We start from the raw sequence: 22,322 nt of genomic DNA on the forward strand, positions 1-22,322 counted from the left end.
TACAGGAGGAAGAAATGTACCGGGATAAAGTAATAAACGAAATGAAAAAAGTTTTTCAAGATGTTCCTTATGGCGTAGACCATACTCTTACGGTTCTCAAAGATGCAGAAGCTATCATGGCGGGCGAAAACATACCTAATGAGCAGAGGGAATTGATTTCCCTCGTGGCAATTCTTCACGACATCGGTGCTATTGAAGCACAGAAAAAATATGGATCAATGGAAGCTGCCTACCAGGAAAAAGAGGGGCCGGATATTGCCAGAGGGATATTACAAGGGGTAGGCTATGATCCTGCAAAGACCGAGAGAATTTGTTATATTGTTGGGTATCATCATACACCTTCTAAAATTGATGGCATTGATTTTCAGATACAGTGGGAAGCGGATCTGTTAGCTAATCTTGAACATCTGGAAATAAAAAACCATCAAGATCAGTTGAGGGAATACATCGAGGAGAATTTTAAAACTTCTACAGGAAAAAAGATGGCCCTGGAACGCTTTGCGTAGTTTTGAAGATGGGATGAATTTGGCTACCAAGGGGTGATTTCTTTGAATCAGGTTATTATGTTAGAGGTTACTTTTGATTTTAACAATGCCGTCAATACCATCTATCCAGTGATATTAAAAGATCAACAGGAAATGATTTTAATTGATTGCGGCTATCCCCATTTTCTACCGCTCATCCAACGAGCGGCTGAGGCAAAGGGTATGGATCTCGGTAAATTAACCAAAATAGTCATTACGCATCATGATTTTGACCACATGGGAGCCTTAGCGGAATGTAAGAGTGCCTACCCCAATTTGGAAATTATTTCATCTGGGGGCGAAGAAAAATATATTAGTGGTAAAGAAAAATCCTTGCGCTTACAACAGGCCGAGGCTCTATACGATTCGTTGCCGGAGTCGGAAAAAGCGGCTGCGGAAAACTTCCAAGAGTTATTACGGTCAATAACGCCTGTTGCTGTTGATTTACGAGTAAAAGACCACGAGCTATTGCCCTGGTGTGGTGGAACTGAAATTATTGCTACCCCAGGGCACATGCCAGGACACATTTCCCTCTATGTAAAAGCATGTAAAACCTTGATTGCCGGAGATGCTTTAGTCATTGAAAATGATGAGCTGGGTATGGCCAATCCGCAATATACGTTAGATATGGCGGAAGCCAAAAACTCTATCCGGAAATTGCTTACCTATGAGATAGAGAAAATCATCTGCTATCATGGGGGTATATTTACTGGTAATTGTCAGGCTTCTTTACAAAAAATGTTTGGCAAGTAAGCGGATTTCACAATTCATTCTCCTAACTATAAGGTCCCTTGACGAATTCAGCAGTCAAGGGACCTTATTTATGGATATCGCAGGGAAAACGTAATTCTTGACAAAGAAAAATTACAGCCCTATAATATGTTGTGTTGCGACACGTCGTGCTAGAACATAATTTGGAGAGGATGCATGATGATGGATAAGGATAAAACTACGCAGGAGCTTGTTGAGAATTTGTTTTTTGTTTTCCGGGCTCTACATAAAGGGCTGGAATCCCAGGGAATCCAAAGTGATCTGACCATCCCCCAGAAAATTGTTATGGGCCAATTATCTAGATACGGTGACCTTAGTGTAAAAGAACTAAGTCAAAAGGTACGCCTTTCCCATAGTACTGTGTCGGGAATTGTTGATCGATTAGAACGTAAGGGATTGGCAGCACGTATCCCAGACCAACAAGATCGGCGTATTACCAAGGTAACCGTAACTGATTTGGGTAGAAATGAATTAAAATTACTGCCTCAGCAAATGTTTTCAGGCATCGTGAATCGTTATCATCAAGCAACTAAGGAGGAACAAATTGAGGTTTTGGCGGGACTTGCAGCGTTACGGCGGTTGCTAGACTGGAAAGAATAAATTCCTAACAGGAGATGATCATAGTTGTTTAAATTACTTAGGTACTTAAAACCATTTACCTGGTCGGTAGTGGCTGTTTTGATGCTCCTGTTTTTTCAAGCCATTGCTGACTTGTATCTGCCGACGCTAATGTCCGATATTGTTGATATAGGTATCGTTAAAGGCGATACCCAGTATATTCTTAGGGTTGGTGCACTGATGCTTTTATTTGCGGCGGCCAGTGCTTTGTTTCTCGTTGCGGCGAGTTTTTTATCGGCCAAAATAGCAACAGGCTTAGGTAGAAATCTACGCAGTCTGGTGTTTTCAAGGGTAGAAAGTTATTCACTCCATGAGTTTAATCGGATAGGTACCGCTTCCTTGATTACCAGAACCACCAATGATATTACTCAAGTTCAGCAAGTAGTGGTCATGATGCTGCGCATGATGGTCAGTGCACCCATCATGTGTATTGGTGGTTTGATTATGGCGGTATCCAAAGATGCCGAATTGTCTCTGATTTTTGTGCTGGTACTGCCGCTCCTTGCGGGGGTGATCCTGCTCATTACCCGGCGGGGTGTCCCCCTTTTCAGGGCCATGCAGGTTAAGCTTGATAAATTAAACCTAGTACTGCGGGAAGGACTTACCGGGATCAGAGTTATCCGGGCCTTTAACCGCCTGGAGCATGAGAAAAAACGATTCAGCGAAGCCAACAGCGATCTAACCGACACGGCTATTAAGGTGAACAAACTAATGGCCACCTTAATGCCTTTTATGATGCTGGTGATGAACCTGTCCACCATCGCCATTGTTTGGTTCGGCGGCCTGCGGGTGGATCACGGCGATATGCAGGTCGGTGATATGATGGCCTTTTTACAATACGCCATGCAAATCATGTTTTCATTGGTTATGATTTCCATGATGTTTATTATGATTCCCCGGGCAGAGGCTTCTGCTGTGCGGATTAACGAAGTCCTTGATTTAGTGCCGGAAATCAAGGATGCTGCCGGGATTGAACAGACCCAGGACAAACGTGGTTTGGTGGAGTTTCGCAATGTTACCTTTAGCTACCCCGGTGCCGAACAGCCTGTGCTGAGCAATATTTCCTTTTCTGCGGGACCCGGTGAGGTTACGGCCATTATTGGTGGCACCGGAGTGGGGAAGTCGACCTTGATTAACCTAATCCCACGTTTCTACGATGTGGATAGTGGCAGCGTTTTAGTCGACGGTGTTGATGTACGGGAGATGTCACAGGAAAGCCTGAGGGCTAAAATTGGGTTTGTACCCCAAAAGGCGGTGCTTTTTACCGGTACCATTGCCGAGAACATCCGTTATGGTAAGGAAAATGCGACGGATGAAGAGGTTAAACAGGCTGCCGCAATAGCTCAGGCCAGTGAATTTGTGGCCGATATGCAGGATGGTTTTGGGGCCGTGATGGCCCAAGGAGGCGCCAATGTTTCCGGTGGGCAAAAGCAACGCTTAGCCATTGCCAGGGCATTGGTGAGAAAAGCGGAAATCTATATTTTCGACGATACTTTCTCCGCCCTTGATTTTAAAACGGATGCTAAATTGCGGGCGGCTTTGAAAAAGGAAACGATCAATGCCACCGTGCTGATGGTAGCCCAGAGAGTCAGTACCGTGATGGATGCCGACCGGATCATTGTGATGGAGGATGGTAAAATTGCCGATATGGGCAGTCATAAGGAACTCTTAAAGACGTGCCAAGTTTATCGTGAAATAGTATCCTCACAGCTTGCCGAGGAGGAGATCGCATGAGTGAAGAACGGAATGGATCAAGAAAGGGATCGGGAGGAGGCTTTGGCGGCAGGGGCCCCCTTGGGCCAGGTGGCATGGCAATGCCGGTGGTAAAAGCCAAGAATTTTAAAGGCTCCTTGAAAAGGCTCCTCGGTTATTTAAAGCCTTATCGAATGAAACTGCTATTTGTCTTCGTTATGGCTATCCTGAGCACAGCTTTTAGTATCGTCAGTCCAAAGATTATGGGTAAAGCCACCACGAAATTATTTGAAGGCATTATGCTGAAATATCAGCAGGTGCCCGGAGCCAGGGTGGATTTTGATTACATTCTGCAAATATTGCTTATCTTAATTGGGTTATATCTTTTCAGTGCCTTCTTTAGTTATCTACAGCAGTATATTATGGCCGGGGTAGCCCAACGGACAGTCTTTGATCTCCGTAAAGATGTGAATGAAAAATTAACCAATCTGCCTCTGGCGTTTTTTGATGCCCATACACACGGTGAAATTTTAAGCCGGGTAACCAACGATGTTGATAACATCGGTTCTACTCTACAACAAAGTTTGACGCAGTTAATCACGTCCCTGGTGACGATCGTGGGTATTCTCATTATGATGCTGACCATCAGCCCGCTGATGACGTTAATTGCGGTGGTGACCCTGCCACTTTCCTTTGTGGTGACAGTACTCATTGCCAAACGCTCTCAAAAATATTTTGCCGCTCAACAGAAGGAACTGGGCACATTAAATGGTCATGTTGAGGAAATGTACACCGGTCATCAAATTATCAAGGCCTTTGGGCGGGAAGATGAATCGATAGACAAATTTAATGAAACGAATGAAAAACTTTATCAGGCAGGCTGGAAAGCGCAGTTTATTTCCGGCATTATCTTTCCGCTTATGAATTTTATCAGCAACATCGGCTACGTCTTGGTCTGTGTTGTCGGTGGTATTTTTGTGCTGAAGCATAAAATTGAAATTGGTGATGTGCAGGCCTTTATTCAATATTCCAGACAATTTAACCAGCCGATTATGCAGATGGCCAATATCGCTAATATTATCCAATCTACCATAGCCTCCGCCGAGCGGGTGTTTGAACTGTTGGATGAAGTGGAAGAAAAACCAGAGGCGGAAAATGCCACGGTTCTTCAGTTCCCCCGTGGGGAAGTCAAATTCCAGCAGGTGGACTTTGGCTACCGGGAAGATGTTCCTCTTATTGAGAACATGAATATTGATGTCAAAGCGGGTCAAACCATTGCTATTGTAGGTCCCACCGGAGCCGGTAAAACCACTTTAGTGAACCTTTTAATGCGTTTCTATGAAATTAGTGCTGGGAAAATCCTGGTGGACGGAGTTGACATTCGAGAGATGCGACGTGGGGAATTGCGTTCCCTTTTTGGCATGGTGCTGCAGGATACCTGGCTTTTTAACGGCACCATTCGAGATAATATTGCCTATGGACGTACGGCAGCCACCGAGGAAGAAATTGTCCGGGCCGCTCAAGCAGCCCATGCCGACCACTTTATACGGACTCTGCCCGAAGGCTATGATACAATTCTCAATGAAGAAGCTTCGAATATTTCCCAGGGTCAAAAGCAATTACTGACCATTGCCAGGGCGATCCTGGCCGACCCTGCGATCCTGATTCTGGATGAAGCCACCAGTAACGTTGATACCAGAACCGAAGTGTTGATCCAAAGGGCTATGCGAACCCTGATGAAAGGACGCACCAGCTTTGTGATTGCCCACCGGCTATCCACCATTCGAGAGGCTGATTTGATTCTTGTGATGAATCACGGCAGTATTATTGAGATGGGTAATCATCACGAGCTTCTTGCTACGGGAGGTTTTTATGCCGACCTTTACCAAAGCCAGTTCACAGGTGGAAATTCTACAAGTGAAGCTAGTTAAATCCGTTGCTCTATGTTACAATAAGCCAGTATTATAAATTAACGTAAATGAGGTCTGAAATGAAGAAAGTGTTTTTAAACTAATCAAATTTAATATTTTCTTAGAAGTGCATTCATCAGGGATTTGTCCGCACTTTTTTAAGAGATAATAGTTTAAAAACACGTACAGGAAAAAATGATATTTAGTTTAAGGCCATAAGGTTTCCTTTTAGTTGGCTTTAAATCTATCTATGCTTACTGCAGTAAACACCTGGGTGTTTACTGCAGTTTTTATTTTTACGGTGATCGCCATGCCTAGAGTAGGAAAGAAAATTTTTAATAACAGTGATTGGAGAGAATCTAGCAGATATGTATAGAAATTGGAAAAAGAATATCATACTCTTTTTGGTTAGCCAGACCATATCGCTTTTTGGATCGTCCCTGGTCCAGTATGCCATTATGTGGCATATTACATTAAAAACACAGTCTGGTATCATGATGACCATATCTATTATTTGTGGCTTCCTGCCTACCTTTTTTATTTCTCCCTTTGCGGGGGTATGGGCTGACCGGTATAATCGAAAAACGCTGATTATGCTAGCGGATTCTATGATTGCGATCTCAACACTTATTTTAGCCATACTGTTTCTGATGGGATACGATGCGCTCTGGCTGCTCTTTGTGGTTTCTGCCATACGTGCGCTCGGAGCAGGAATTCAGGTACCGGCCATAGGAGCTTTTCTTCCCCAACTTGTACCGGAGGAGAAGCTTACTAAAGTGAATGCAACAAACGGAAGTATCCAGGCACTTACTATGCTGGTATCCCCCATGCTTAGCGGTGCACTTCTAACGATGGCTACCATCGAAACAATATTCTTTATAGATGTTATTACAGCAGCCATCGCGGTTCTGATATTATTTTTGTTTTTGCAGGTGCCTGTTCATGCAAAAGCCCTGGAAAAGCAAACAATGAGCTATTTCAGCGACATGCGTGAAGGTTACACTTATATTAGAAACCATGAGTATGTTAAGAAATTCTTTCTGTTTTGTGCCATATTCTTTTTTTTAGCTGCACCGGTTGCATTTTTAACGCCGCTACAGGTGACACGTAGTTTTGGTAGCGACGTTTGGCGTCTAACGGCAATTGAAATTACCTTTTCTATCGGTATGATGGTGGGCGGCATCATCATGGCTTCTTGGGGGGGGTTTAAAAATAAGGTTCACTCAATGACGTTAGCAAGCCTTGTTATTGGAGCTTGTACCTTTGCCCTTGGGGTTATTCCTGATTTTTGGCTGTATCTATTTTTTATGGGGGTAACTGGAATTGCCATGCCAATCTTTAATACACCTTCTACGGTTTTATTACAGGAGAAAGTAGAGGGGGATTTTCTGGGTAGAGTATTTGGTGTTTTAGGGATGATCTCAAGTACCATGATGCCACTTGGTATGCTTATGTTCGGGCCACTGGCAGATATCATTAAAATTGAATGGCTACTGATGGGAACCGGCTTGCTGCTGTTTGTTCAGGGACTTTTCCTGCTAGGCAACAAAGTGCTCATTGAGGCTGGAAGGCCAAGCCCCAAGCCTGAACTGTAGATTTATTTATAGAAGACAAAGCCCATGTGGCCGCGCTGGGGGATCAGTTGACGCACTGGACGGGGGCTATACGGGTAAGGAGGCCCGCACCTTTTACCTGGCTCTTACTTGTCGTTGTAATGGCCGCGGCATTGAGCAATCTCTATATTGTCGTTACCTTGAATGCGATATATCAGGCGGTTCGTATCATCAATACGTCTGCTCCACCATCCGGTCATATTGCCCCGTAACGGTTCCGGTTTTCCCAGGCCCTCAAAAGCATTTCGTGAAATGTCCTGTAAAAGCTGATTTATTCTGCGCAACGTCTTTTGTCCTGCCCCTGCCAATACAGATAATCTTCCCAACCTTCTGGCAGGAAGAGCAGATTACTCATTGGCCATTTCCTCTAGCTCGGCCATTGTCTTTACAATTGGTTTATTCTTTCCGGATTCATAATCGCTGATAGACTTTTGTAAACGTGCCTGATTTTCAGCGGAATAAAAAGGGTCGGAGATACGCAAATCAAACGGAATGCCGCCACATCTAACTACCTGTTTGTAAAAAACATTTGTGGCGGCAGACATGGACAAACCCAGTTCCGAGAAAATTGCTTCAGCTTTCTTTTTTAGTGCATCATCAACACGAATATTAACATTGGCCATTTCAAAAACACTCCTTCGCTGGTTTCTTATGTTTATTATATGCTAAATAAGACGCAAATATCTACATAAATATTTATATTTGCAATACAATGTCATTAGAGGGCAACACAAACAATTCCGGCCAGCACTCACCAGCGAAGAGGGTTTTGTCGTAAAACGAAGCATTTTATAGAAAGATCAACCCCGTCTTCTTAATAAAAAGGAGGAAAATCAAGACCTGCTGATAGACAGACAATAGGCGGTTATGACGTAAGAACGGATACCCCGTAATGGAGGTATCCGCTTTTGTTTATTTTTGATGTTAAGACTGACAACTACGGTAAAAGGCACAGGAGGTCAAATGGTCATTTACCATGCCAACCGCTTGCATGAATGCATAAACCGTAGTTGCTCCCACAAATTTGAATCCATGTTTTTTCAAATCTTTACTGATTTTTTCAGAAAGTGGCGTACTGGCCGGAACCTGTTCTAGGCTTGTCCAGGCATTGAGGATGGGCTGATAATTTACGAAAGACCATAAGTAATTGTCCAGCGAATGAAATTCTTCACAAATCTTAAAATATGCCTTAGCGTTATTGATAACAGCAGTTACTTTTTGCCTGTTTTTGATAATACCGTCATTCTGTAAAAGGGCTTCCACTTTAGCAGCATCGTAGGTAATCAGAATGGCCGGGTCAAAATCGTCAAATGCCTGACTAAGGGTATCCATCTTGGCAAGAATTGTTGACCAGCTTAGTCCCGCCTGTTTACCCTCCAAAATTAGCATCTTAAACAGTTTTCTATCATCATGAACCGGGATACCCCATTCTTTATCATGATAATCCTGTTCCAGTTTACTTTTGGTGGCCCAGCCACAACGTATTATTTCTTTCGACATTATGTTATCTCCCTTTATAGATCCATCGTCTCATAAACTTTACACCATTTCAGCCGTAAGAAAAGCTGTGTATTATATATTTTATTATATAATTGTGGCAGATAGCAATGGATGGGGGAAGTGTGAGTGCTGCACATTGATCATAACAGCCAAAAACCAATCTATCAGCAGATCTATGAACAAATGAAACAGGATATTGTTATAGGAAATTTGCCTATCGGCATGCGGCTAACATCTACCCGGGCACTGGCAAGAGAACTGCAAATTGGACGGAATACTGTCGAAAACGCCTACGCCCAATTGGTGCTGGAGGGATACATTACAAGCGTGGCAAGCTCTGGCTATGTGGTCAACAATTTGCAATTTAATCTTAACCAGAGAACAAGGGGGAGAGTAACAACGAGTGAAGCGGGGGGTGTTGCTGTCAATCGTGAGATGGCAAATATCCGCTATAATTTTCAATATGGCAGTCTCGATGCTGCGAGTTTTCCGGATAAACTCTGGAGAAAGTATCTGGCTGAGGTATTGGATGGACCGGAGGCGCAGGAGATCCACGGTGATGCTGATGTAAAAGGAGACTTAGCTTTACGAAACCAACTTATGGAATATTTGTATCACAGTCGTGGAGTCAATTGCCAACCGGAACAGATTGTAATTTGTAGCGGCACACAAGCCGCTTTGGAAATGATGATAAAAATATTTCCCTATGGGAAAAAAAAGGTCGCCATGGAGGAACCCTGTTATAACGGTGCCAGTGTCATTTTCCGTAGTAATGGATTCGAGATTTTGCCGATACCGGTTTGTGAGGATGGGATTGAACTAAACGAACTTGCCACATCATCTGCAAGAATGGTTCATATTGCGCCATCCCACCAGTTTCCGATGGGCAGCGTTATGCCGATCCATAAGCGGATCGAAATACTGAACTGGGCGCAGCAACATGATAATATCATTATCGAAGATGACTATGACAGCGAATTTCGTTATAACGGGCGGCCAATCCCAGCTCTCCAATCCATTGATCAATATGAGCGGGTAGTCTATATAGGGACATTTTCCAAAGCACTTTCGCCGGGCCTGCGGATGGCATATATGATATTGCCGACATGGTTGCTACCGGCTTATCAAGAGAGGTTTACTGGCTATCAATGTACCGTACCGTTGCTAGAACAGAAAATCCTGGCCCGGTTTATGGAGGAGGGGCATTGGGAAAAGCATGTCCGGAAAATTTGCCTGTCTCAAAAAAAGAAGCATGATATCTTGATTTATGCAATTAAACAAACGATGGGAAATAAGGTACGGATTTATGGTCATCAAGCTGGCTTGCATATTCTGCTGGAGTTTTTAGATGGACAGCAGGAAGACGATCTTGTCCGGCAAGCACTGGAATACAAAATTAAGGTATGTCCTGTATCTCCTTTCTGGCTGAACAAACAGGGTTATAGGAATCATGCCCTGATCTTGGGGTATGGCATGATGCCGGAGAGGGACATCCCGAGGGCGGTGGAGATGTTATCCCGAGCCTGGTTCGGTTAAACCAACTGTATCCTATGAAATTATCAAAACCGGCTCTTACAAAGGAGACGGTTTTACAATATAGTAAGGGGCAAAGGAAATAAGGAGGCTAATTATGCAACACCGCATGAAAACACACCCTTTGACCGAACAACAGATAAACCATTTACTTCAGCGCGCCCAAACCGGCAGTTTGGCAACACTGAATGCCGATGGTACACCGTATAGTACCCCCATCCATTTTGTCTATTGCGATCATGCAATCTTTGTCCATGGGCTGCCAAAGGGCAAGAAGCTTGACAATATTGCCCACGATTCCAGAGTTGGCTTTTCTGTTTGTGAGATGGATAAACTGCTGTTGACCCCGCATGGAAAACCCTGCGATACCAATACAAAATACGAGAGTGTGATTATCTCCGGTACTGCCAAACTTGTGGATGATATCGAGGAAAAAGGAAATGTGCTGAAAAAAATAGTGGAAAAATATACACCTCATCTGGTAAACAATGAAATCCCAACCAATATGGTTAAAGGGACAGCGGTGATCCGCATTGATGTGACGGAAATGACCGGAAAATACTATGGGTAGCAAATGCAGAATGTCCATTAAATGAAATTTTTATAGTTTATCATTATAATAATGGGTTAAAAAGGCGACGCCGTAGGAAAATCCTACGGCGTCATTAGGTAAATCCGTATTTACACGATGCTTAAATCCTCACCATTTAATATCTTCTTCATGTTTTTCATGGGACACATTTTCCCGCACATGGTACAGGTATCCTCACACTCAGGTTGAGATTCCTCGCGGTACCTTCTGGCTTTTTCTGGGTCGATGGCTAAGGAAATCATCCGGGTAAAGTCTACATCAGCCCGAGCGGCACTCATTTCATTATCCCACTTACGAGCACCCGGGATTCCTTTAGCAATGTCTGCGGCATGGGCAGCAATCCGTGCTGCAATAATACCTTCCTTCATATCGTCCAGATTTGGCAAACGAAGATGTTCCGCAGGAGTTACAAAGCACAGGAAGTCAGCACCATTAGAAGCTGCTATGGCGCCTCCAATTGCACTGGTAATATGGTCATAACCAGGGGCAATATCAGTTACAATAGGGCCAAGTACGTAGAAGGGTGCACCATGACATAGTTTTTTCTCTAATAAAACGTTAGCTGCAATTTCATTTAAGGACATATGACCGGGACCTTCTATCATAACCTGTACGTTTCTTGCCCAGGCTCGTTTGGTTAACTCGCCAAGGGTAATTAGTTCTTCAATTTGAGCTGGGTCAGTAGAGTCATTTAAGGACCCGGGGCGGCAAGCATCTCCTAAACTTAAGGTTACATCAAATTTTTCGCAAATATCAAGTAATCGATCATAATACTCATAGAAAGGGTTTTCTTGATTATTAAGTTCCATCCAGGCAAAAAGCAGTGAACCACCGCGGGAAACGATATTCGTCAATCTTTTATTATTTTTCACCCGTTCAGCAGTAGCCCTATTCATGCCACAATGGATAGTCATAAAATCTACACCATCTTCGGCGTGTTTTTCTACAACAGAAAAGAACTCATCCACGGTGATATCCTTTAAGTCCTTATCCAGCATGCCCACTGCATCATACATAGGCACCGTACCAATCATAACTGGTGACATCTCAATAAGTTTACGTCGAAACTCCTGTGTCTTTCCAAAGCAGCTTAAATCCATGATAGCAGTGGTCTTTAACTCTATCGCCTTTCTTACCTTCGCCAATTCCAGATCAATATCATAACAATCTTTAGAAACACCTAGATTTACATTGATTTTGGTGCTAAGTCCCTGGCCAACTCCTTCAGAGTCAAGATTTTTATGGTTTTTGTTAGCGGGAATAGCAACTTTTCCCGCCGCTACCAGCGAACGTAAATTTTCTGGATCCATAGTTTCTTTTTGGGCTACAGTAAGCATTTGAGCTGTAATGATACCTTTTTTAGCAGCATCCATTTGAGTCGTATAAATCATTTTTCTTTTCCCCTTTCTTTTAGTAGCGTTTAGGGGCTTAACCACATTCGTGATGATGAAGCTTTTAGGCAAAAAAAGAAGCTTACCCGAAAGTAAGCTTCTTAAGTAAACACATGAAAGCTTCCCTACGGTGGTATTAGCCACATCAGGTTCAAGGGTTGGAGTTGATCTCCTCTCAGCCGTTAGGCACCCCTAGCATGTATTAATTGTAATAGACCTATAATTACCTGTAAAGATATATTTTTACAGAGTAGACATTGACAGTAGGTAATAGTGAGCAACTCCAGCAGGTTTTCCTTGCTGCAACTTCCCCATGTTTAGCTTAGCCCCATGCCACAAAAAATTACCCACCCCCGGTTTAAGGGGTGGGTAGTGAACGATACTCCTCAATTTTTACTGGATCAGACTCGTAATACTTTTCTTCTTCCAAGACCATCGATAGTAGGAATATTGTAAAAGCAGACTGACAATAAATGCTGCCGGGTAACCGATCCAGATTCCCTGGATGCCAAGACTTGTAAAATGGGAGAGATAGTAGGCCACAGGCACCTCAACCAGCCAGATAGAAACCACACTGAACACCGTTGGCCAAAGGACAGTTCCACTGGCGCGCATGGTGGCGACAATAATCTGAGCGTGGCCAAAAATCAAATAGCTCCAGAGCGTGATCATAAGGAGGCTATGGGCAATCTGCAAGGTGTGCTCACTTGTTATAAACCAAGATAAAATATTCCGGGAAAATAGATAAATCAGTATAATGATAATTCCGCCGATCACATAGTTAAGCCAAATCCCCGCTCGAACCACATCCTTGACTCGACCAAGCTGGTTGGCCCCAATGGACTGCGAGGCGAAAATAGAAACAGCAATCCCCAGGCTAACCGCCGGCATCTGTACATAACTAACAACTTGGTTTACTGCCCCATACGCTGCGGTGGCATCGGAGCCAAATTTGTTGACAAAGGTAATAACGGCAATTTCAGAAAGGGACACCAAGATCATGCTGATGCTTGAGGGAATACCAAGGCGCAGCAGCAATTTTAAGATATCGAAATCGATGCGCAGGTGCCGCCTAACCGATGCATCAAATTGTAATGAATGATTGGTTTTACTAAGATAAATGAGCATTAAAACAAAGGTAATCACCGTTGACACCACCGATGCGTACGCCGCACCGTAGAGGCCAAGCTCTGGCAGACCCAACCAACCAAAGATGAGAATGGGCAACAGAACCAGGTTTAGTACAGTGCTGACAATGAGCGAGTAGAAGGGTGTATTGGCATCCCCGGTACCCCGCATAAATGTTGTGTAGGCAAAATATAAGAACAGGACTGGCATAGACCAAAACAAAATTCGCGCATAATGAACACTGGCATCGATGATATTTGCCGGGGTGCCAAGTAAATTTAGGATGTCCCGGGTGAAGATGCCACCAAGCAAGGCTAGCACCAGGCCAAGGAGGAAGGTGAAGGTAAGTGTTGTCCCAACAATTGCCTTCATCTTCTCTTCATTTCGTGCCCCATAGGCCTGGCCAATTAAGATCGAACTGCCTGCCCCAATGCCAATGGTGAAGGAAACGAGCAAAAAGAATAGTGGAAAGAAGGCTGAAATTGCTGCTAAAGCATCTACACCGAGCCACCTACCAACAACGATGCTGCCGACCAGTTGGCCCACCGATTGCAGCGCATTACTGAGTATCAGTGGTACGAGAAAAACAAGCATAGGTCGCCATACGGTTGGATTTCCAAACTGTTGCGATTGAGAAACTGCTTCTTCACCTAATTCTGGTGAGGAATTGTTGCTAATTGTTTTATCCATAGTTGTTAAAAAACTCCTTACATAATTTGGCATGGTTTACTAAATACTTTTTATGAAAAGCGCTATTTTCCGTTTGCCCAGGTACCAAAAAATAATGCGAATAATTGTTCGGTTTAACAATAGACATTATACGCATTTGTTTTCTAACGCGCAAGGCGTTTTTTTATTTTCCCCAAACAGTTTCTATTATAGTTTATTTATAAACAAACTATAATTGGTGTTGTTTGCTTTTTCTGGTTATCCCAAAGTATTGACATTATCCGATAGCGGAAGTAAAATTAAATTAATAGTTTAGTAAATTACTAATTTAGTAAAATGATTTGGGGGTAAGGTTATGAAAATACCAACGGCTTTAAAGCATAAACCGGTCATTGTCTCTGACAATTATGAAAATGTTGACGGTAGATATGCTTATAATACAGATGCCAAGGGACTTTCACTGGGATTAGCTCAGTGGAATGATCGAGGCAAGGTAGATATTTCGGCCAAAGTATGGAGATACACCGGAGAAAAATGGTCCAGACAGTCTGAAGAATTACCGTTACACCGTGTGCTTGACCTGGCGATTCTCGTTTGTAGAGCAAAACTCCATTTTCGAGAGGCGTATCGGTACGAGAAATTATATGATACCGAAAACCCTGTTATTGACAGAGTCGGTTTGCAGGGGGATGCTATGACAGTGGCAGTATGTACGGACAATGAAAAGATTAACGAAGATATTAAATTATTCAGCCAAGCACTCAGTAATGATGATGAACTTATTGGGGAACGCTTACGTACTTTATCAAGCATATTAAAAGAAATGGGATATTGATGAAATGAGTGAAGCTACTAAGAAAAAAATTAACATTTCCGTCTTCTTAGACGATGCCGGCAAGATTGGGCAAATTCCTGTACCAAACAGGACCAAAATCCCGGTCTTAGCCTATTTAGCCAGCAAATTTGAGGAAGATCGGATTTACAGCGAAAAAGAGGTCAACGGAATTATCGATGCGTGGCATACTTTCGGAGATTATTTTATCTTGCGAAGGTTGCTGATTGATTACAATTTTCTTGAGCGGACACCCGATGGAGCAAAATATTGGGTTATCAAAAAAGAAGGTGATATCTGATGGATAGAAAAAAAGAATTGAAAGAACAATACAAGCAAACGAAGCCACCGATGGGAATCTTCATGATTCGCTCTAACGCCGATAATAAATGTTTTATTGAAGTAACGCCAAATTTAAAAGGCAAGATAAACAGTGCCAAGTTTCAATTAGAGAATGGATCTCACCGTAACCGAGAGTTACAACAGGCCTGGCGGGAGCTTGGTGAAACAGCTTTCACCATTGAGGTACTGGAAAATCTTGAATATGATAAAGATGAAATGAAAACCGATTACACAGAGGATTTAGCCTTGTTAAAAATGATGTGGGAAGAAAAATTGGCCAAAGAAGGGATGGAGTTTTACAAAAGATAGAACTTCACAATAACTTCGAGACCTTACTAAATAACCCAAACTTATCAGGAGATAAAAAGATGAAGATCGTTGTAATAAACGGAAGCCCTAAAGGTAGAAAAGGCAATACAAATGTGATCGTAAGCTCCCTATTAAAGGGTGCTGAGGAAGCGGGAGCACAAACAACAAATATTTTCTTAGCAGAGAAAAATATCAATCACTGCACGGGCTGCATTACCTGCTGGTTTAAACCTGGACAATGTGTTATTAATGACGATATGGTAGAGGTTATTGCACAAATGGGGGATGCCAATGTTATCATCTTGGCTACCCCGGTGTATTGTGAAAATATGACCGGTCTGTTAAAGATGTTTATAGATAGGTTGACAATGGTTGCTAACCCCTATTCGTACAGCAATGCAACATCCCAGGCAGTAGCTAGCCAACAGGAACAAGTGCCACAATCGCCAAAGCTGATGATGATATCGACCTGCGGTTTTCCTAACAAGGAAACTTTTGCTGTTCTGGCACATTGGTACAAAAGGTTTTCACAGAATATGAGAACGGAATCATTGGGAGAAATTTATGTAACCCGTGGAAAATATTTATGTGATCCGCCACAAGAAATAAGAGAGGCAGTAGCTGCCTACTTGCGTGTTGTAGAAAATGCAGGTAGAGAAATTGCAACAAAGTTGCAGATTGCGGACCAAACCCGGGAATTATTAGACACACCCTTTGCAACAGAATAGATTCTAAAAAGCAATTTGCTTTGCATTAGTAAAAGCCGTGTCCACGAATGAAATTCAGAGGACACGGATTTTTACTATGCTTTCATACCGGTATAAAGTAGAATCGCATCCCTTAAAAAGGCTGCTGCTCCGGGGTGTTTGGCATCATAGTAGGCGGTAAATCTTTCGTCATCCACATACATTTGAGCAAGTCCTGCATGTGCTTCTTTGGTGTAGCTATCCCAGGAAAAACTTAACCATTGACGGTGCAGATCCGCTGCCCTTTGAGCCAGTTCGCCAGCGGGATTACCGGTTTTAAAGGCAGCATGGAGTGTTTCTATAACCTCATTGCCAAGCCTAGTAATCTCTGCATATTGTTCTTGGGACATACCTTTTAATTTAGCATTTGATCTGTCAATAGCTTCGTCGCCGTATTTGGCACGAATTTCCTGACCGTATTTCTCTTCATTATCATCAATTAATTTTTGCTTAAAGCCTTCAAATTTTTCCAGATCACTCATGGTAATTCTCCCTTCTGTTAAGGCAATGGTTTTCTCAACATTGGCAATCAACAAATTCAATTGTTCTCTCTTGGCAAGAAGCTTCTCATGGTGTTCTCTTAGTGCCTTCGCTCCATCAAAGGCAGGTGCGGTTACAATTTCTTTAATACTTTCCAAGCTCACACCCAGTTCCCGATAAAAAAGAATCTGCTGCAGTCGATCAACCTCAGCTTGACCGTAAATGCGATACCCTGAAGAATTAATTCTTGCCGGCTTAAGAAGTCCTACTTCATCATAATATCGCAGTGTCCTAGTACTGATACCTGCTATCTGACCTAACTTTTGCACGGTATATTCCATGCCCTCACCTCCTGACAAGATCACTATACAGATTTACGTAACGTCAATGTCAATAGTATTGCCATAAAAAATTACCCACTCCCGGTTTAGAGACTACTGCAAAAGGGAACCTAATTTAACCAATGATAAGTTAATGAGCAAAAAACAGCTGGCTTACGGAAAGTAAGACCAACTGTTTTTTCATTTTTGTCTATTTTAATTTTGTATATAGTCTATAAAATGGTACTTTTGCAGAAATCTCTACACTGAGGATGGGTATTATCTAACTATAATATTTTAAAAACTAGTTACTTAAGTACAATCCTTTTTGATTTTCAAAATCCTTGGCGATATCATTGCTGATGAGTCCTGTTCCCTCTATTTTTTCATTCTTTAATTCCTCTCCATCAGAGGTATTGGGATACTTTTCACCATCAAATTTCAGGGATACATAGTGAGGTGTCACGCCTCCCCCGGAAATCTTAATAATGATATCATGCCAGCCCTTGGTTTTTTCGTTGCTGATAATGATAGGATTACGGATCAGGGTAAACTTCTGCAATAATTCAAAGCCTTGATTTTTCTGGAGAAAAACGAGCCCGGTATCTCCCCCAGTACCACTGGTAAAGAGACCCATCAATTGCACAAAAACTTCAGGGGTTTTATCGTCGTTCAGGTCAACGTAGTTATAGTAATATCTGGTTTGTTTGGCTTCTTCTTCAGATAAACCCAGCTCTTTTATAATTGCTTTCTCTAGTTCTTTGTTTTTTTCACTTTCTGCTTCAATATAATCAACTTTCTGATCGCCATTAGTTGGTTCCTCATTAATAGGGAAAGCGTGTTGCAAGGTGCTAAGAGTTCTATTCAGAATAACCGCCAACTCTGCTCTGGTAATATTGTCATTAGGATTAAACTGTTGGGAAGTCTTACCTTTCATAATGCCTGTGTTAAAAATAAGGCTGATAGCATTTTGGTCTTCCTGGGACAGATTTTGGGTATCAGCATAGACAGGCCACATCATGGTGGCGACAACCCCTAAACTCTTTGCCCTAAATGAGTTATTAATGGCCTTGGCCATTTCCAATCTAGTCACCGGTTGGTCGGGGCTAAATTTACGGTTCTCGGTATTAATGACGCCGTTTAAACCACATTTTAAGATAACATCACTATACCATTGTCCATCTTGAATATCATCATAAAAATCCTTAGCGGTGGGAGCTTTGACAAATTTCAAATTATCATAATTAAAATCGAATATCCTGTCTAAAGATGCCGCCAATTCTGCCCTGGTTACTTGTGTATTAGGGCTAAAGGTATCATTAGTGATGCCCTTCAGGTAACCTTTTTGATAAATTGTTTCAATTTCGGCGGCAGCCCAGTGGCCAGTTACGTCTGTAAAGGGAGTCTGAGCCAAAACTGTATTGGGGAACAACAGCAAAGCACTTAGTACTAGCGGAAACAAATTTTTCTTCATGTGGATCCTCTCCTTGACGTCTTATATTGTTACCTACCTAATAGACGCGTGGTTAATCAATAATGTAACAGTGACCTGACTACGGGATAACGATTCTACAAAGGGATAAAAATAAGAACATCAAGAGTTAGGGAGGACAGCAGATGATTACTAAACTTTTACACGTATCTGTACCCGTGGGCGATTACGACGAGGCTCTAAAATGGTATACAGAAAAATTAGATTTGGAAGTACGTAAAGACAATACATTCGGTGGGGGGGTTCGTTTTCTAACTGTGGGTACCAAACAGCAGCCGGAGCTTGAGATTGTCCTGGTTAAAAATCAACCGGGCGTCATGGAAGTTGGTAAGGTCTCTGCGTGGGTTTTTGGTACAGACAATTGTAGTCAGGAGGTAGTAACATTAAAGGAGCGGGGAGTGCAGATTTTAAGCGAACCAGAGGAAGTACCCTGGGGAATACAGGCTGCCTTTGCTGACCCCTATGGCAATACCTTTGTACTCGTGGAAGTAAAATAAAGTAAGCAGTATTGCTAGATCTTCGTGGGAATTACTTCACGAGGCTTAGCCATATTGACGGCACGACAACCACATGAACCTACAAAATACACAAATTTTGTAGGTTCATGTGGTTGTCGTGTTCTTCTATATAGCTTTGCATGGGAGGGACAAATAACAAGAAACAAAAGGGTTTTGTGTATAAACGGGGAATATCAATCATAATCAAATCAGCAGTTACTGGGGGGATATCCTGTGTCATCAGAAGTTAATTCTGCATACGGTAATCTGATACAGGAAGGGATCAATTCTCTTAGTATCGGTATTTTGTTGTTAGACGCTAAGGGATATGTGTCCTTCGCCAATACATCTTTTCAAGAAATCGTTAATAAAACTGATCAAGAGCTGATAGGGAAACATATCCAGCATTTTTCTTTTGGGATATCTTTACTGAATGAATTAAGTCCCATCAACATCAATGGAGTGCCTTTTAACCTAAACTGTACCAAAGTCATGAAGAATTCCAGCCTTTTGGCTACTTTAGTGGAACTTCATAATATTTCAAAGCTGCAACAGCTTCAGGATGAGTTAAACCGAAAGCAAAACCTGGTTAATTTGTTGCAGGCTATTTTTGACAGTGATCGTGAATGTATCGTTGGCGTGGATGCAAATGAGAAGATTATTATGATTAATAACGCTTATTGTAATCTCTTAGACGTTAAACGAGAAGAATTACTGGGAAAGAACGTTCAAGAAGCAATTGAGAATACACGCTTGCATGTAGTGCTAAGAACCGGACAATCAGAGGTTGGAGAAATCCAGAGAATTAAAGGAAACGATACCATTTGCTCGCGGATACTTTTAAAAGAGAATGGTCAAGTTCAAGGTGCCGTTGGCAAAGTAATGTTTAAGGATGTCTCTGAACTCCGGTCATTAATGAAAAGAGTCGATCTTTTAAAATCTGAATTAGCGTTTTACAAGGAAGAGTTAAAGCGTTATCAAGGAACTAGTTACCTTTTGGACGATATCATTGGTACTTCTGAAGCCATGCAGAATTTAAAAAACCTCGTGGTTAGGGTAGCAAGAAACGATTCCACCGTTCTCATTCGGGGGGAGAGCGGTACAGGAAAAGAACTTTTCGCCCAGGCACTACATAACGCAAGTCAACGTGCCCACAACCCCTTTATCAAGGTGAATTGTGCTGCTTTGCCGGAAAACTTGCTGGAGTCGGAATTATTTGGCTACCAAGAAGGGGCCTTTACCGGTGCCCGTAAAGGCGGTAAAATTGGTAAGTTTGAGCTAGCCAACAAAGGAACTATTTTTTTAGATGAGATTGGCGACATGCCATTAAATATGCAGGTTAAATTGTTGCGTGTTTTACAGGAAAAGGAGATTGAAAGGCTAGGAGAAAACCGTCCTATCAAGGTTAATATTCGGGTGGTAGCGGCCACAAACCGAAACCTGGAAGAAATGATTGGGGAGGGTCAGTTTCGGGAGGATCTGTTTTATCGCCTAAATGTAGTGACCTTAGAGGTGCCACCTTTAAGAGAACGACCGGAAGACATACCGGAATTAGTGAAACTTTTGATGGAAAAACTAGCCTGGCAGCTTGGCTGCTCACCCAAAACACTGACTCCGTCGGCACTGAATACGCTCCTTAGTTACTCCTGGCCCGGCAACGTGCGAGAATTAGAAAATTTACTTGAGCGAATCCTGAATATGATAGATGATGATACCATCACGGTAAATCAAATTTCGCCCTATATCCATAAGGATAAGGTAAGTAAAGCAGCCGTGGAGATCCGTCCTATGAAAGAAGCCATTGAATCATTAGAGCGGAATCTAATTTTAAATACTCTGGACAGTACCGCAGGGGATTGCCTGGCAGCTGCCCGATTATTGCAAATCAGCAAATCAACATTGTATGAGAAAATAAATAGATACAAGATAACCAAAAAATTTAACTAACTCAACAGAAAAAACAAGCGGGCCCTCCGGGGTCCGTTTGTTTTTCCAAGAAACCGGAATCAGTCCGTTTAATTGGAAGTCGCATAATTGACGGAATTAACAGATAAATAAAATCTTGCACCCATATTAGTTCCGAAAATTCGGAATTTAATGCTTAAAAACAGCTTAAAACCGCTGGCACGGGTTTTGCGGTATAAGTGGCTATCATAACGCGGGGGGAGGGAAAAAACATATGCAAACCCAGGCAGAATTTCATATGCCACAAACGGTGTTTTACGGTCCTGGTTCATTTACGTTAATTGGGGAACAAGTTTCATTTCATGGAAATAAGGCGCTCATTATTAGTGACCATATAATGGAAAAAATGGGCTTGGTATCACAATGTCAAGACTATTTGGCAAAAGCAAACTGCGACGTTGCAGTTTATCTTAATGTTGATTCCGAACCTACTGATATACACGTTGCTGAGTCGCTGGACATGTTTTCTTATCAAAAATGCAATGTGATTGTCGCATTGGGTGGCGGTAGTTGTCTTGATACCGCTAAGGCAGTTGCTGTAGTTGCATCGAATGGGGGATATATCAATGATTATGTAGGAAGAAAAGCCCCACTTAAAAATACCCCTATTCCCCTGATTGTTGCCCCGACAACTGCTGGAACCGGCTCAGAGGTTACCTGTGTAACCATTATTACCAATACCAAAAATGATGTAAAGCTGATGATCAAGCATCTAGGATTTATGCCTTCTGTTGCCATCGTGGACCCAAATTTAACCTGTTCATTACCACCTCATGTTACTGCAGCAACTGGTTTGGATGCTCTTTGTCATGCGATAGAAGCGTATATTTCCAAGTTAGCCCATCCACTAACCGACATCATGGCACTCAGAGCAATCAAACTTATTAACGAAAATCTCCTTAGGGCCTATAAAAATGGAAATGATTTGGAAGCTAGGGAGAAAATGTCTCTGGCAGCAATGCAGGCGGGTATAGCCTTCTCCAATGCGTCCGTTTGCCTAATACATGGCATGTCCCGGCCGATTGGTGCCATGTTCCATGTCCCACATGGCGTTTCCAATGCGATGCTGCTGCCAGTTGTTTTGGAATTTTCCAAGGAAAGCGCCAAAGCACGTCTGACTGAGATTGCAAGAATGCTAAAGTTTGGTTTTATGGGTTCGGATCATGAAATGATCGATCTTTTTATCCAAGACATCAAGCAGCTTTGCCGTAACCTAAAAATACCCAATATGCAAACCTGGGGCATTGAACCTAAAAGATTTGCAGAGGTGATACCAAAGATGGCTGCAGATGCCCTTGCCAGCGGCAGCCCCAATCATAATCCCAGGGTACCAACCGTAGAGGAAATCAGCGAATTGTACCGCATCAGTTTTAACTATCGTTATTAACTAATGTTCCT

Annotated in this window: 21 protein-coding genes, 1 pseudogene and 1 riboswitch; of the genes and pseudogenes, 15 read left to right on the plus strand and 7 right to left on the minus strand. The window is 42.5% G+C overall.

Features of this window, described 5'->3' with window-relative positions:
• The first annotated feature begins 14 nt into the window (after nt 1-14).
• From BUA78_RS07870 to BUA78_RS07895, 6 genes are all read left to right on the plus strand, one after another.
• On the plus strand, nt 15-506 hold the full coding sequence (locus BUA78_RS07870; protein ID WP_072912902.1) for an HD domain-containing protein: 492 nt from the start codon (nt 15-17) through the stop codon (nt 504-506).
• 42 nt (nt 507-548) lie between these two features.
• Complete coding sequence (locus BUA78_RS07875; RefSeq protein WP_072912904.1) at nt 549-1,277, plus strand: MBL fold metallo-hydrolase; 729 nt, start codon at nt 549-551, stop codon at nt 1,275-1,277.
• Nucleotides 1,278-1,451: 174 nt separating this feature from the next.
• The gene (locus BUA78_RS07880) at nt 1,452-1,895 is read left to right on the plus strand and encodes a MarR family winged helix-turn-helix transcriptional regulator (RefSeq protein WP_072912906.1); all 444 of its coding nucleotides are present in this window, start codon (nt 1,452-1,454) and stop codon (nt 1,893-1,895) included.
• 24 nt (nt 1,896-1,919) lie between these two features.
• Nucleotides 1,920-3,647, plus strand: a complete 1,728-nt coding sequence (locus tag BUA78_RS07885; protein WP_072912908.1) for an ABC transporter ATP-binding protein — start codon at nt 1,920-1,922, stop codon at nt 3,645-3,647.
• Nucleotides 3,644-5,536 carry an ABC transporter ATP-binding protein gene (locus BUA78_RS07890; RefSeq protein ID WP_072912911.1) on the plus strand — a complete coding sequence of 631 codons (1,893 nt, stop codon included), beginning with the start codon at nt 3,644-3,646 and terminating at the stop codon, nt 5,534-5,536. The genes BUA78_RS07885 and BUA78_RS07890 overlap by 4 nt, the downstream gene beginning before the upstream one ends.
• Nucleotides 5,537-5,883: 347 nt before the next feature.
• The gene (locus BUA78_RS07895) at nt 5,884-7,110 is read left to right on the plus strand and encodes an MFS transporter (protein WP_072912914.1); all 1,227 of its coding nucleotides are present in this window, start codon (nt 5,884-5,886) and stop codon (nt 7,108-7,110) included.
• 104 nt (nt 7,111-7,214) lie between these two features.
• On the opposite strand, the pseudogene BUA78_RS07900 reads toward BUA78_RS07895, so the two are convergent.
• The 3 genes and pseudogenes from BUA78_RS07900 to BUA78_RS07910 all read right to left on the minus strand — a co-directional run bounded on the left by BUA78_RS07900 (nt 7,215) and on the right by BUA78_RS07910 (nt 8,628).
• A pseudogene (locus BUA78_RS07900) lies at nt 7,215-7,483 on the minus strand (Txe/YoeB family addiction module toxin).
• Nucleotides 7,476-7,751, minus strand: coding sequence for a type II toxin-antitoxin system RelB/DinJ family antitoxin (locus BUA78_RS07905; protein ID WP_072912917.1), 276 nt, complete (start codon nt 7,749-7,751; stop codon nt 7,476-7,478). Before BUA78_RS07905 ends, BUA78_RS07900 begins: the two are co-directional and overlap by 8 nt.
• Nucleotides 7,752-8,052: 301 nt before the next feature.
• Entirely contained in the window at nt 8,053-8,628 is a 576-nt protein-coding gene (locus tag BUA78_RS07910; protein WP_072912920.1) for a DNA-3-methyladenine glycosylase I, read from the minus strand.
• 126 nt (nt 8,629-8,754) lie between these two features.
• On the opposite strand from BUA78_RS07910, the gene pdxR reads away from it, so the two are divergent.
• Both pdxR and BUA78_RS07920 read left to right on the plus strand, forming a co-directional pair.
• Complete coding sequence (gene pdxR, locus BUA78_RS07915; protein WP_072912923.1) at nt 8,755-10,164, plus strand: MocR-like pyridoxine biosynthesis transcription factor PdxR; 1,410 nt, start codon at nt 8,755-8,757, stop codon at nt 10,162-10,164.
• Nucleotides 10,165-10,258: 94 nt separating this feature from the next.
• The gene (locus BUA78_RS07920) at nt 10,259-10,732 is read left to right on the plus strand and encodes a pyridoxamine 5'-phosphate oxidase family protein (RefSeq protein ID WP_072912926.1); all 474 of its coding nucleotides are present in this window, start codon (nt 10,259-10,261) and stop codon (nt 10,730-10,732) included.
• A gap of 110 nt (nt 10,733-10,842) precedes the next feature.
• On the opposite strand, the gene thiC is transcribed toward BUA78_RS07920, so the two are convergent.
• Together thiC and BUA78_RS07930 are read right to left on the minus strand one after the other, a co-directional pair.
• Nucleotides 10,843-12,144: a phosphomethylpyrimidine synthase ThiC gene (thiC, locus tag BUA78_RS07925; protein WP_072912929.1), complete on the minus strand. Its 1,302-nt coding sequence runs from the start codon at nt 12,142-12,144 to the stop codon at nt 10,843-10,845.
• Nucleotides 12,145-12,249: 105 nt separating this feature from the next.
• Nucleotides 12,250-12,348, minus strand: a riboswitch (TPP riboswitch).
• A 189-nt stretch (nt 12,349-12,537) separates the two neighbouring features.
• Complete coding sequence (locus BUA78_RS07930; RefSeq protein ID WP_238456762.1) at nt 12,538-13,866, minus strand: MATE family efflux transporter; 1,329 nt, start codon at nt 13,864-13,866, stop codon at nt 12,538-12,540.
• A 430-nt stretch (nt 13,867-14,296) separates the two neighbouring features.
• Between BUA78_RS07930 and BUA78_RS07935 the strand changes: the two genes are divergently transcribed.
• From BUA78_RS07935 to BUA78_RS07950, 4 genes are read left to right on the plus strand one after another with little or no spacing between them, the layout of a single operon-like run.
• Nucleotides 14,297-14,776, plus strand: coding sequence for a DUF6530 family protein (locus tag BUA78_RS07935; protein WP_072912935.1), 480 nt, complete (start codon nt 14,297-14,299; stop codon nt 14,774-14,776).
• Nucleotides 14,777-14,780: 4 nt separating this feature from the next.
• Nucleotides 14,781-15,074: a DUF2087 domain-containing protein gene (locus BUA78_RS07940; RefSeq protein ID WP_072912938.1), complete on the plus strand. Its 294-nt coding sequence runs from the start codon at nt 14,781-14,783 to the stop codon at nt 15,072-15,074.
• Entirely contained in the window at nt 15,074-15,424 is a 351-nt protein-coding gene (locus BUA78_RS07945; protein ID WP_072912941.1) for a GIY-YIG nuclease family protein, read from the plus strand. The genes BUA78_RS07940 and BUA78_RS07945 overlap by 1 nt, the downstream gene beginning before the upstream one ends.
• 59 nt (nt 15,425-15,483) lie before the next feature.
• Nucleotides 15,484-16,152 carry a flavodoxin family protein gene (locus BUA78_RS07950; RefSeq protein WP_072912944.1) on the plus strand — a complete coding sequence of 223 codons (669 nt, stop codon included), beginning with the start codon at nt 15,484-15,486 and terminating at the stop codon, nt 16,150-16,152.
• Nucleotides 16,153-16,226: 74 nt separating this feature from the next.
• Here BUA78_RS07950 and BUA78_RS07955 read toward each other — a convergent pair whose 3' ends face one another.
• Both BUA78_RS07955 and BUA78_RS07960 read right to left on the minus strand, forming a co-directional pair.
• Nucleotides 16,227-16,991 carry a MerR family transcriptional regulator gene (locus tag BUA78_RS07955; protein WP_072912946.1) on the minus strand — a complete coding sequence of 255 codons (765 nt, stop codon included), beginning with the start codon at nt 16,989-16,991 and terminating at the stop codon, nt 16,227-16,229.
• A 283-nt stretch (nt 16,992-17,274) separates the two neighbouring features.
• Nucleotides 17,275-18,444: an S-layer homology domain-containing protein gene (locus tag BUA78_RS07960; RefSeq protein ID WP_072912949.1), complete on the minus strand. Its 1,170-nt coding sequence runs from the start codon at nt 18,442-18,444 to the stop codon at nt 17,275-17,277.
• A 143-nt stretch (nt 18,445-18,587) separates the two neighbouring features.
• Here BUA78_RS07960 and BUA78_RS07965 point away from each other — a divergent pair, with 143 nt between their 5' ends.
• From BUA78_RS07965 to BUA78_RS07975, 3 genes are all read left to right on the plus strand, one after another.
• Nucleotides 18,588-18,959, plus strand: a complete 372-nt coding sequence (locus BUA78_RS07965) for a VOC family protein (protein ID WP_072912952.1) — start codon at nt 18,588-18,590, stop codon at nt 18,957-18,959.
• 234 nt (nt 18,960-19,193) lie between these two features.
• Nucleotides 19,194-20,906 carry a sigma 54-interacting transcriptional regulator gene (locus BUA78_RS07970; protein WP_072912954.1) on the plus strand — a complete coding sequence of 571 codons (1,713 nt, stop codon included), beginning with the start codon at nt 19,194-19,196 and terminating at the stop codon, nt 20,904-20,906.
• Between the two features lie 232 nt (nt 20,907-21,138).
• A complete protein-coding gene (locus BUA78_RS07975; RefSeq protein WP_072912956.1) occupies nt 21,139-22,311 on the plus strand; it encodes an iron-containing alcohol dehydrogenase in 1,173 nt (390 codons plus the stop codon).
• Nucleotides 22,312-22,322 lie beyond the last annotated feature (11 nt).

The organism is Desulforamulus aeronauticus DSM 10349 (genome assembly GCF_900142375.1).
Lineage (GTDB): Bacteria > Bacillota > Desulfotomaculia > Desulfotomaculales > Desulfotomaculaceae > Desulfotomaculum > Desulfotomaculum aeronauticum.

Excerpts from the sequence above, each read along its gene's own strand:
- BUA78_RS07965 (WP_072912952.1), top strand. The coding sequence starts at position 18,588 with ATGATTACTAAACTTTTACACGTATCTGTACCCGTGGGCGATTACGAC.
- BUA78_RS07950 (WP_072912944.1), top strand. The coding sequence starts at position 15,484 with ATGAAGATCGTTGTAATAAACGGAAGCCCTAAAGGTAGAAAAGGCAAT.
- BUA78_RS07975 (WP_072912956.1), top strand. The coding sequence starts at position 21,139 with ATGCAAACCCAGGCAGAATTTCATATGCCACAAACGGTGTTTTACGGT.
- BUA78_RS07895 (WP_072912914.1), top strand. The coding sequence starts at position 5,884 with ATGTATAGAAATTGGAAAAAGAATATCATACTCTTTTTGGTTAGCCAG.
- BUA78_RS07890 (WP_072912911.1), top strand. The coding sequence starts at position 3,644 with ATGAGTGAAGAACGGAATGGATCAAGAAAGGGATCGGGAGGAGGCTTT.
- BUA78_RS07870 (WP_072912902.1), top strand. The coding sequence starts at position 15 with ATGTACCGGGATAAAGTAATAAACGAAATGAAAAAAGTTTTTCAAGAT.
- BUA78_RS07945 (WP_072912941.1), top strand. The coding sequence starts at position 15,074 with ATGGATAGAAAAAAAGAATTGAAAGAACAATACAAGCAAACGAAGCCA.
- BUA78_RS07930 (WP_238456762.1), bottom strand. The coding sequence starts at position 13,866 with ATGCTTGTTTTTCTCGTACCACTGATACTCAGTAATGCGCTGCAATCG.
- BUA78_RS07960 (WP_072912949.1), bottom strand. The coding sequence starts at position 18,444 with ATGAAGAAAAATTTGTTTCCGCTAGTACTAAGTGCTTTGCTGTTGTTC.
- BUA78_RS07935 (WP_072912935.1), top strand. The coding sequence starts at position 14,297 with ATGAAAATACCAACGGCTTTAAAGCATAAACCGGTCATTGTCTCTGAC.
- thiC (WP_072912929.1), bottom strand. The coding sequence starts at position 12,144 with ATGATTTATACGACTCAAATGGATGCTGCTAAAAAAGGTATCATTACA.
- BUA78_RS07905 (WP_072912917.1), bottom strand. The coding sequence starts at position 7,751 with ATGGCCAATGTTAATATTCGTGTTGATGATGCACTAAAAAAGAAAGCT.
- BUA78_RS07955 (WP_072912946.1), bottom strand. The coding sequence starts at position 16,991 with ATGGAATATACCGTGCAAAAGTTAGGTCAGATAGCAGGTATCAGTACT.
- BUA78_RS07880 (WP_072912906.1), top strand. The coding sequence starts at position 1,452 with ATGATGATGGATAAGGATAAAACTACGCAGGAGCTTGTTGAGAATTTG.
- BUA78_RS07940 (WP_072912938.1), top strand. The coding sequence starts at position 14,781 with ATGAGTGAAGCTACTAAGAAAAAAATTAACATTTCCGTCTTCTTAGAC.
- BUA78_RS07920 (WP_072912926.1), top strand. The coding sequence starts at position 10,259 with ATGCAACACCGCATGAAAACACACCCTTTGACCGAACAACAGATAAAC.
- BUA78_RS07910 (WP_072912920.1), bottom strand. The coding sequence starts at position 8,628 with ATGTCGAAAGAAATAATACGTTGTGGCTGGGCCACCAAAAGTAAACTG.